Source organism: Scytonema sp. PCC 10023 (genome assembly GCF_963920835.1).
GTDB lineage: Bacteria > Cyanobacteriota > Cyanobacteriia > Cyanobacteriales > Nostocaceae > Kalymmatonema.
The window spans coordinates 1-8,424 of the sequence record NZ_CAWUDP010000187.1; the positions used below are offsets into that span (position 1 = coordinate 1).

An 8,424-nucleotide genomic window follows, 5' to 3' on the forward strand; every position below is an offset into this window, starting at 1 on the left:
TCCCAACAGTGGTTGAATATAGCTAGAGAAATTGGTGATCGCAATGGCGAAGGAAGCGCCTTGAACAATTTAGGAGTTGCTTACCAATCTTTGGGACAGTACCAACAGGCGATTGAGTTTTCCCAACAGTGGTTGAATATAGCTAGAGAAATTGGTGATCGCAATGGCGAAGGAATCGCCTTGAGCAATATAGGACTTGCTTACCAATCTTTGGGACAATACCAACAGGCGATTGAATTTTACCAACAGTCTTTGAATGTAGCTAGAGAAATTGGCGATCGCAATGCCGAAGGAACCGCCTTGGGCAATTTAGGACTTGCTTACCAATCCTTGGGACAATACCAACAGGCGATTGAATTTCACCAACAGTCTTTGAATATAGCTAGAGAAATCGGCGATCGCAATGGAGAAGGAAACGCTTGGTTCAATTTAGGTTTGTCATTAGAAAACATAAATCGGGAATCAGACGCACTGAGTGCTTATCGCAATGCCCGTGAATTGTGTCAAGCAATGGGACTCGATTCCGAAGTCCAAGATTGCAACAATGCAATTGAGCGTCTTTCGCAACAGAATGCACCTGTAGCAGCTCAGCAAGGATTTTGGGGTTGGCTGAATCATCTATGGCGCTCGTGAAAAAAACTGTGGCGGCGGATACGTGGGCTATTTGGGTGGTAGAATATACGACAAATCAACAGTTTTATCAAGTTTTCACTGATAAATGTCCCAAGTGAGACACCTTATTAAGTAATGTGCGCGACTTCTGGTGGCACAGGAGAGTGGAGTCTCAAAAAGTTTCCAGGCTATTATCCGTAAATCCAAGAGCAGGGAATCTGTCGTAAACGCTCTGCTACTGCCCGTTAAGCAATTTTAGAGTTTATGTTGTTAAATGCGATCGCATTTTTATTAGGGTTGAGGAGATAGAGTGCGATAGTGTTTGCGTAGCGCCCTCTTCGGGGCTAGCGCTGCTGCTTTGCTGCAGATCGCGTCTGTGATGTTGGGATTTGTGCGATGTCTGACGACAAGCCCTTCGGGTTCACAGTCGCCTGCTGTCGGGAAACCCTCCTGCAGCGCTGCTTCACCGCTGTGCGTCTACGCATTTATTGGGATTGATGGGAAAGTGCGATGTCTGATGACAAGCCCTTCGGGTTCACAGTCGCCTGCTGTCGGGAAACCCTCCTGCAGCGCTGCTTCACCGGTGTGCGTCTACGCATTTATTGGGATTGATGGGATTTGTGCGATCGCGTTTAGTGGGTTGTCGGATTAGTGCGATCGCATTTATTAGGGTTTGTGGATTTGTGCGATCGCGTTTATTTGGGTTGATGGGAGTGTACGATTATTCTACTCATTAACCGGCATATTTATCTGACTCAATTCTTCCCGTACAACTCGCCGTAAAATTTCCTCTAAAGATTCCCGACGCTGTTGCACATATTCACGCAATGCATTATTTATCAAAGTCTGATAGTTTCCACCACCAGCAAGATGGACTTGTTCGCGGAACCACATCAAAATATCATCATCTAACCGAATTGTAATCCTTGTTTTACCTTCGCCTGTAGGCTGAATTGCTCCACGTTTACCTTGACTAAAATCGTACTCAGTATCCATAGATTGAATTACCAACGCTCTAACATCAAGCCATCAACATAGTCAAAGTCTGTATCATCTGTCACTAATATCCAACCCTGCTCTAAACATTGTGCCGCAATCCAAACATCATTCATTGGAATTGGTCGTCCCTTCCGTTTCAAAGCCAGTCGGGTTTGAGCATAGACTGCTGCTGTTTCTCGACCTAATGGCAGAACTACACAAGCCTTAATAAACTCCAGATAACGAGGTAAATTTTGTAATGGACGAGTAGAGTTTTCCGCGCCAAAAAGTAACTCCCCCACTACGACGGTAGGCAGAACCACCTCTGGTAATGCTAGTACCCGTGAAACGATGGCTGTGTCTCCATTCAAAAAACGCACTGCCACAGAGGTATCCAGGGCAATCTCACCACTCATTCACATCCACCTGCCGACATTCTGTGGCGATCGCCTCTTTTAATTCTTCCGCTTCTCTATCACTTAAAATACCTGCAAATTTTGCCAAAGGATGGGTTTTGCGTGTTGCTTTTACTCTATGAAAAAAATCTAATACCAACTCAACTATATCATCAGGAGCTTGTTCGATTTCCTGGATCAATTCTTCACGATTTGTCATGCATTCAATTGTTCTTGACTAGTTCTTTCTATTTTCAGTATATCCAAAGTCCCAAAGCGATCGGATTTGGATTGATGGGAGAAAGTGTGATAGCGTCCTTTGAGTGCGCCGCCTATGCCTAGGGCACGGCTACGCCTATCGGGGCTAGCGCTGCTGCTTTGCAGCAAATTGCATTTGGGTTGATAAGAGAGTGGGATGTCTGACGACAAGCCCTTCGGGTTCACAGTCGCCTGCTCCGGGAAACCCTCCTGCAGCGCTGCTTCACCGCTGTGCGTCTACGCATTTATTGGATTAATGGGAAAGTGCGATGTCTGATGACAAGCCGGTGTGCGTCTACGCATTTATTGGGATTGATGGGATTTGTGCGATCGCCTCAGGCGGAGTTTTGCTTATCGCCACAACCACTTATGCAGGGGTATCACATGTGACATACTCCCACACCGTAATCTTTGATTCGGTGTGGGCTTCTCAGCGACTCCCGGTATCCCGTCGGACATTAACTGAGCTTTGTTTAGACTGCACGAGATGCCCCTCCGCACAGTTGAACAAGTACAAAAATGTTCAAACACCTTAGTACTGTCAGAGTTTTACCCATCCACAGAAAAGCGACTACGAATAGTCTAGTTACTGAATGGAACCCCATACTCTGAGTTGTCAAGGTACAACGTACAGGAAGCGGTTAGCTATTAGTTTTGTTTAACCTGTACTCCTCAATCTTAGCATAAATGTGACAACGTTGGGTAGTTAAAAATGAAGACAACAAGATGAAATGTAAGGATGTCAGAAAAAAGATTAAATAAGTTACGATTATATGCTGCAAGCAAAGATAAGACGGTTACTCAAATTGTGGAAGACGCTTGTTGACAGGTTGCCCAATACGGAGATTGGCAATTCGTCATCGACCAACATTGTGCATTGAGCTACGCTCAATATCACTCGTCGGTCAATTCCTCACTGCCCAGAATTCATCCCAACGCTGAACGGAGTACCGTTACAGTGTGGGGCTTCTTCTGCTTTCAGCTAAAATACTGACAATTAGACTTGGATTTTTGACTCTTTAGCAGAGAAAATAAATGAGAGTTGGCTGTGAGGGGTAATGCCGAAAAAAGTGAGAGAGTTGAAAGCAATGGTGTCAAAAGTTGGCTATATCCTTCAACCAGGAAGAGGTAAAGGAAGTCATACATATTGGAAGCATCCGTTGTTACCCGAAGAACCCCTAACCATACCGGGCAAAGACGGCGATGATGCTCCGTTATATTTAGAAAAAAATATCCAACGGGTGCTGAAAAAATTGCAAGAAATGGAAAACACGGAAAACGAAGAAAAACAGGAGCCAGAAGAATGAGCTATCACTACAGCATGGTAATTCAATGGTCGGAGGAAGATAAACTTTTTTTAGTACATTTGCCTGAGTTCCCCTGGCAGCAATTTCATACGCATGGTAGGACTTATGAAGAAGCAGCCAAAAATGGTCAGGAAGTAATTGAGACTTTTGTTGAGATGTTGAAAGAAGAGAACAAACCACTACCAGAACCGAGAATGCTTCCTACAAAACCGTTGCTAGTTGCGTAAGTTAAGTGAGTGTTAATGCCAGCAATAATTGTCAATCATGAGCTTCCAAAAAGTATTTTTTCAAACTAGGGCTAGCTTGCAAATTTTTGTTTAATCTGCGCCGATGTTCAAAAATAGTAGAAAGCCAACTATTAGTACTTGGAAGAACCTCTCCCCTACGAGGGCAGGAGAATTTGGCTCCCCCTTCCCTTATAGGAAAGGGGGCTGGGGGGTTAGGTTTGTGCTTAGTGAATCGATGTTCTAGGGGGGCTAGGAGGTGAGGTACTTCTATTCAAAAATCAACTGCAAATCTAAAATAAATCCTGGTAAAACATCTTCACCTTGAAGAGTGCAAGGAGATTGTAAAATTTCAACTTCTTGGTTAGGGCGATAAATTTCTACTTGCTTATCTTTAGGATTAATCAACCAACCCAAACGCAACCCATTGGCAATGTACTCCTGCATTTTTTCCTGAACATCTTCTAGCTCATCGCTTTCTGAAACGAGTTCTACCGCAAAGTCCGGACACAAAGGCAAGAATTTCTTTTTTTGCGCCGCAGTGAGAGCATCCCATCGTTCCATTTTCACCCAAGAAGCATCAGGGGAACGAGTTGCACCGTTAGGTAACCGAAAACCTGTAGAGGAATCAAAAGCTTTTCCTAATACATTTTGACGGTTCCAGAACCAAAGTTGACCTGATAAATCAAAATTACGGTTTCCTGTTTCTCCCCCAGTGGGTGGCATGATAATTAATTCTCCCTTGGCAGTAACTTCGAGCTGCAAATTTCGGTTAGCAGCGGCGAGTTGTTCAAATTGCTCATCAGTAAGTTTGAGAACTGGGGGTAATTGTAGGGTTACATTCATAATTCATTCCTTTTGCGTTCGCGAACGCGAGTGCGTGTCCTCTGGACTCAGTGAGAGAAAAGCGCCATCGCAATTATGCGGGGCTTTGCCCATCGCACATCCTGAAATTCTGGTAATGGGGCATTATCCGCATAGCGGGGAATATTGCAGTTGATATAGGAATCATCGCATCACTAAACCTTATCTATCCTCTATCGCGTTCCCAATCACCGATCACTTTTTGCAAATACCATTCCTCTGACATTCCTGGATAGTCGTACTTCGCCTGATCAATCAATCTTTGGGCTATTTCCCAATATCCTCCAACCAGTCTCAACAGGCGCTGTCGTAGTAACTTATACCTCGCGTTTGTTGAGTTAGAGCTAGGAGAGTTGATTTTGTTGAGGCTATCTAAGACTTGTTGGTAATTTCCCCAGTCTTCTTTTTCACAAAACATACTTGCTGCACGCTGATAATCTTCAACAGCGCGTTCCATTTCTTCTAAGCAAGTGTAGGCAATGCCACGATTGTAGTAAGCTGTTGCATCATCGGGATTTATTTGCAATGCTTGGGTATAGTCGTTAATTGCACCAAGATAATTCCCCATGACTCGATAGGCATTGCCTCTAGCAACATACAGCATTGCATCTTGGGGTTGCATCTGGAGTGCAGAGTTAAAATCAGCGATCGCCCCAGTATGATCTCCTAGATGAGAACGCGCTTTTCCTCGGTTGCGGTAAACTATGGCATCATCAAAATTTAGTCGCAGTGCTTGGTTAAAGTCGGAGATAGCCTCTCGATAATTTCCCTGTTTGCAACGCACCACCCCTCGACAGCAGTAGGCTTGTGCATCTTGTGGATCAACGCGCAACGCCCAGTTTAAATCCTCCATCGCCTCGCGGGTGTCTCCCTTTTCTGCTTTTTCCAGTAACTGCGCGAAATATTCTTTTTCAGATTTGATTGGCGCAATTGTGGGAGTTGCTTGCACAATTGCAGCAGGTTGTTCTTTTGGTTGGATCTGTTTAATCTTTTCTAGACACTGGCGACAGTTCTCTGTGTCCTTTTGCTGTAGATATAATTCTGCCGCTTTTTTAAAGTTGGCGATCGCATCTTGAATGTACCCTTGTTTACGGCACACTGTCCCCCGTAAATTATAAGCAGGCGCATAATTTACATTGAGACGAATCACCTGTTCCACATCTGCAAGCGCCCCTGGCAGATTTTTCAGCGCCACTCGTGCCAAGGCGCGACAGTAATAAGCTTCCACACTTTGGGGATTAAGCTTCAGCGCTTCTGTGAAGTCAGAAACAGCACTGAGTATTTCTCCTAAATCATAGTATGCTAAACCTCGTTGATAGTAAGCTTGAGCAAAGTAAGGTGCTAGCTGCAAAGCACGGGTAAATTCCTCAATCGCTCCAGCATAGTCTTTTTGCTGGGCTTTTTCCAATCCTTTATTGTAAAATTCGTCATTCATGGCATTTGTTTGCAGGATAAAGTCAGGTTGAAAGCTTAAGGGTGAAGTACTTCATACTTTACACTTCAGATTTCAGTCTTCAGTTGACTCATTTCAAATTGTTCATGAAAATGACTAAATGACAAATGACTACCTTTACCGCTACCCACCCCTGTATCCTGGTGTCTTGCTAAGACGCTACAAGCGATTTTTTGCCGATGTTGAACTTGCTTCTGGGGAAATTGTAACAGCGCACTGCCCCAACACAGGACCAATGACAGGACTTTGTACTCCTGGGAGTGCAGTGCAGCTGTCTTACAGTGATAATCCTAACCGCAAACTTCTCTATACCTGGGAAATGATCCAGGTACATGATAACGAACCCACTTGGGTAGGCATAAATACTAATTTACCCAATAGGATCATCAAATTAGCTTTAGAAAAATACCTTTTTCCAGAATTGGGATATAGCCAAATTCGCACCGAAGTTCCCTACGGGGAAAATAAATCAAGTCGGGTGGACTTCTTGTTATTTCCACATACAAACTTCAACATCCCATCTAGCGATTTGTTTCTAAATAGTGGTAAATTGGTATTAACTGAAAATAGCCGTCATATATATCTGGAAGTAAAAAATACAACTTGGGCGCAGGGCAAGTTGGCACTATTCCCAGACACAGAAACAACACGAGGACAAAAGCATTTGCGGGAACTGACAGCACTCCTGCCCCACAATCGTGCGGTCATGCTTTACTTTATAAATCGAGGTGATTGCACTGAGTTTGCTCCTGGCGATAGTGCTGACCCTATGTATGGTAGACTGTTGAGGTCTGGCATCGACCTTGGTTTAGAAGTTTTACCTTGCCGTTTTGAAGTTAACCCAGAAGGTGTGCGTTATTTAGGTTTGGCAGAATGCAAGTTTTGAGCCTTAGGCATTGCGTCTGGCAACAGACATTAGAGATAATGCCGCTTCTGGTGAATTGGGATTAATACCAGACAACCATTGGCTGAAACGATAACTTCATGTGCGATCGACCATAAATGCCTTGTAAGACTTCCGCTCCAAGAGTGTGGTTGTGAGGATATACTTTCACTGTAAAGCCAAGAGGCTCCAAAGTTTGGTAATAAAGTTCTGGCGTAACACCAGCACCGGGTATGTGGTGGGTTTCGCTTGCAATCATGGCATCATGTTCTTTTTTTGACATAAATTTACCACCGCTCATTAACCGATATATCGGTACCCGTATCTTATACAAAAGCATACCCAAACCTTTCCAGTTCCAAGCAGTCACTTGTGGGTCATGATCGGTAATCAACAGTCCACCAGGACGAACCAAACGCGCTGCTTCTGCCAAAACCTGAGTCATATTGTCGCAATGGTGTAAAGTTGCATTGAGTGCAACGATATCTGCAAATCCGTCGATAAAGGGTAAGTTGTGGGCGTCTGCAAGGATCGGTGTGTAGCCAATTGTTCGCGCCATTTCAAGAGAGGTGCGAGAAATATCCACACCAATCAGCAGTCTTGGTGAACCACCCAACGACGCATACAAATTGCCAGAACCGCACCCTATATCAACGACAATTTTGTCATCCCAACTACCCATTGCAGCACGCCAGCATCCCTTAAATGCTTCGTCCCGGTGACAGGCTTCAAAATAGCCTTTAGTCCATTGAGGATTGTCATAGTAATAACGATTTGCTTCCATTGCTGCAGTGAAATTGGCAATAAAGCTGGTAGGAATGTGTCCTGTTTGCCAAATTACATAGGCATCTTGAGCAATATATTGCTCAAGAACATCAGCCAGGGATTTTTGCATATCTTATTCCTTCGCACAAATGCGTTTTTGGGTTTATTTGTGGTAATGCAATCCCTGTCTTCCCCAATATCAAGTAATTTTAGCTACTCAATTTATACAGCTAAAATCCAGCTAGAGGCTACTTAATTAAAGTGTAAAATCTCGTTTAACAAATAAAACCAGTGAATTTACTTACAAAGCTTGAAGAAAGCTTGAAGAGATGAAAATTGCAAAAAAATAGGCAAAATATTTTATAAAAGTATAAAAATTATGCATTTCCTCAAGTCATGTTCTACACCCTACAGGTACTATCAAACTTGATGGCTCGTTTAACTGCCTATACCTATCTGCCCCAACCAGCACTATCTCCCGCTATTTTTTAGTTCTGTGGAACTCACGTTACTTTATGGAAGGATGGAAAAGTTCGCAAAATTCAAATTCAGTTAAAAATTCCGTTGTCTGTCAAAAAGCTAACCATACTTTAAAAGCCCCTCTGAATTTAATCAGAGAGGCTTTTTGCTTAAATATTAACCTGGCACCGAGCTATTGTCACAGGCAGCTACCCGCCAACTATCG

General features: G+C 43.7%; 13 protein-coding genes. 5 read left to right on the forward strand and 8 right to left on the reverse strand.

The genetic code is table 11. The features are described from left to right. On the forward strand, nt 1-633 hold a 633-nt coding region (locus tag ACM0OZ_RS46695), incomplete at its 5' end, for a tetratricopeptide repeat protein (protein ID WP_414589792.1). 587 nt (nt 634-1,220) lie between these two features. After that, on the forward strand, nt 1,221-1,349 hold the full coding sequence (locus ACM0OZ_RS46700; RefSeq protein ID WP_414589793.1) for a hypothetical protein: 129 nt from the start codon (nt 1,221-1,223) through the stop codon (nt 1,347-1,349). Here the strand turns inward: ACM0OZ_RS46700 and ACM0OZ_RS46705 are convergent. The 4 genes from ACM0OZ_RS46705 to ACM0OZ_RS46720 are packed head-to-tail and all read right to left on the reverse strand — an operon-like array spanning nt 1,339 to nt 2,429. Next, nucleotides 1,339-1,608 carry a BrnA antitoxin family protein gene (locus tag ACM0OZ_RS46705; protein ID WP_414589794.1) on the reverse strand — a complete coding sequence of 90 codons (270 nt, stop codon included), beginning with the start codon at nt 1,606-1,608 and terminating at the stop codon, nt 1,339-1,341. The two genes, ACM0OZ_RS46700 and ACM0OZ_RS46705, sit on opposite strands and share 11 nt — an antisense overlap. An 8-nt stretch (nt 1,609-1,616) precedes the next feature. Next, entirely contained in the window at nt 1,617-2,006 is a 390-nt protein-coding gene (locus ACM0OZ_RS46710; RefSeq protein ID WP_096570238.1) for a type II toxin-antitoxin system VapC family toxin, read from the reverse strand. Continuing rightward, nucleotides 1,996-2,205, reverse strand: coding sequence for a hypothetical protein (locus tag ACM0OZ_RS46715; RefSeq protein WP_096570236.1), 210 nt, complete (start codon nt 2,203-2,205; stop codon nt 1,996-1,998). Before ACM0OZ_RS46715 ends, ACM0OZ_RS46710 begins: the two co-directional genes overlap by 11 nt. Beyond that, nucleotides 2,202-2,429 carry a hypothetical protein gene (locus tag ACM0OZ_RS46720; RefSeq protein ID WP_414589795.1) on the reverse strand — a complete coding sequence of 76 codons (228 nt, stop codon included), beginning with the start codon at nt 2,427-2,429 and terminating at the stop codon, nt 2,202-2,204. The genes ACM0OZ_RS46715 and ACM0OZ_RS46720 overlap by 4 nt, the downstream gene beginning before the upstream one ends. An 872-nt stretch (nt 2,430-3,301) precedes the next feature. On the opposite strand from ACM0OZ_RS46720, the gene ACM0OZ_RS46725 reads away from it, so the two are divergent. Both ACM0OZ_RS46725 and ACM0OZ_RS46730 read left to right on the forward strand, forming a co-directional pair. Then, on the forward strand, nt 3,302-3,550 hold the full coding sequence (locus ACM0OZ_RS46725; protein WP_096570232.1) for a type II toxin-antitoxin system HicA family toxin: 249 nt from the start codon (nt 3,302-3,304) through the stop codon (nt 3,548-3,550). Next, complete coding sequence (locus tag ACM0OZ_RS46730; RefSeq protein ID WP_096570230.1) at nt 3,547-3,777, forward strand: type II toxin-antitoxin system HicB family antitoxin; 231 nt, start codon at nt 3,547-3,549, stop codon at nt 3,775-3,777. Before ACM0OZ_RS46725 ends, ACM0OZ_RS46730 begins: the two co-directional genes overlap by 4 nt. A 31-nt stretch (nt 3,778-3,808) precedes the next feature. Here the strand turns inward: ACM0OZ_RS46730 and ACM0OZ_RS46735 are convergent, their stop codons facing one another. The 3 genes from ACM0OZ_RS46735 to ACM0OZ_RS46745 form a co-directional block, all read right to left on the reverse strand. Further along, complete coding sequence (locus ACM0OZ_RS46735) at nt 3,809-4,048, reverse strand: DUF29 family protein (protein ID WP_414589799.1); 240 nt, start codon at nt 4,046-4,048, stop codon at nt 3,809-3,811. Beyond that, nucleotides 4,045-4,623 (reverse strand): Uma2 family endonuclease, encoded by a 579-nt coding sequence (locus tag ACM0OZ_RS46740; RefSeq protein ID WP_414589800.1) that lies wholly within the window; start codon nt 4,621-4,623, stop codon nt 4,045-4,047. The genes ACM0OZ_RS46735 and ACM0OZ_RS46740 overlap by 4 nt, the downstream gene beginning before the upstream one ends. A gap of 181 nt (nt 4,624-4,804) precedes the next feature. Next, on the reverse strand, nt 4,805-6,073 hold the full coding sequence (locus ACM0OZ_RS46745) for a tetratricopeptide repeat protein (protein WP_414589796.1): 1,269 nt from the start codon (nt 6,071-6,073) through the stop codon (nt 4,805-4,807). 118 nt (nt 6,074-6,191) lie between these two features. On the opposite strand from ACM0OZ_RS46745, the gene sfsA reads away from it, so the two are divergent. Continuing rightward, the gene (gene sfsA, locus ACM0OZ_RS46750) at nt 6,192-6,977 is read left to right on the forward strand and encodes a DNA/RNA nuclease SfsA (protein ID WP_414589797.1); all 786 of its coding nucleotides are present in this window, start codon (nt 6,192-6,194) and stop codon (nt 6,975-6,977) included. 61 nt (nt 6,978-7,038) lie between these two features. Here sfsA and ACM0OZ_RS46755 read toward each other — a convergent pair whose 3' ends face one another. Continuing rightward, nucleotides 7,039-7,869, reverse strand: coding sequence for a class I SAM-dependent methyltransferase (locus ACM0OZ_RS46755; protein WP_414589798.1), 831 nt, complete (start codon nt 7,867-7,869; stop codon nt 7,039-7,041). Between the last annotated feature and the right edge of the window lie 555 nt (nt 7,870-8,424).

Bases quoted from the DNA above. Each gene is read 5' to 3' on its own strand.
- ACM0OZ_RS46705 (WP_414589794.1), bottom strand. From the start codon at position 1,608: ATGGATACTGAGTACGATTTTAGTCAAGGTAAACGTGGAGCAATTCAG.
- sfsA (WP_414589797.1), top strand. From the start codon at position 6,192: ATGACAAATGACTACCTTTACCGCTACCCACCCCTGTATCCTGGTGTC.
- ACM0OZ_RS46725 (WP_096570232.1), top strand. From the start codon at position 3,302: ATGCCGAAAAAAGTGAGAGAGTTGAAAGCAATGGTGTCAAAAGTTGGC.
- ACM0OZ_RS46730 (WP_096570230.1), top strand. From the start codon at position 3,547: ATGAGCTATCACTACAGCATGGTAATTCAATGGTCGGAGGAAGATAAA.
- ACM0OZ_RS46755 (WP_414589798.1), bottom strand. From the start codon at position 7,869: ATGCAAAAATCCCTGGCTGATGTTCTTGAGCAATATATTGCTCAAGAT.
- ACM0OZ_RS46745 (WP_414589796.1), bottom strand. From the start codon at position 6,073: ATGAATGACGAATTTTACAATAAAGGATTGGAAAAAGCCCAGCAAAAA.
- ACM0OZ_RS46710 (WP_096570238.1), bottom strand. From the start codon at position 2,006: ATGAGTGGTGAGATTGCCCTGGATACCTCTGTGGCAGTGCGTTTTTTG.
- ACM0OZ_RS46715 (WP_096570236.1), bottom strand. From the start codon at position 2,205: ATGACAAATCGTGAAGAATTGATCCAGGAAATCGAACAAGCTCCTGAT.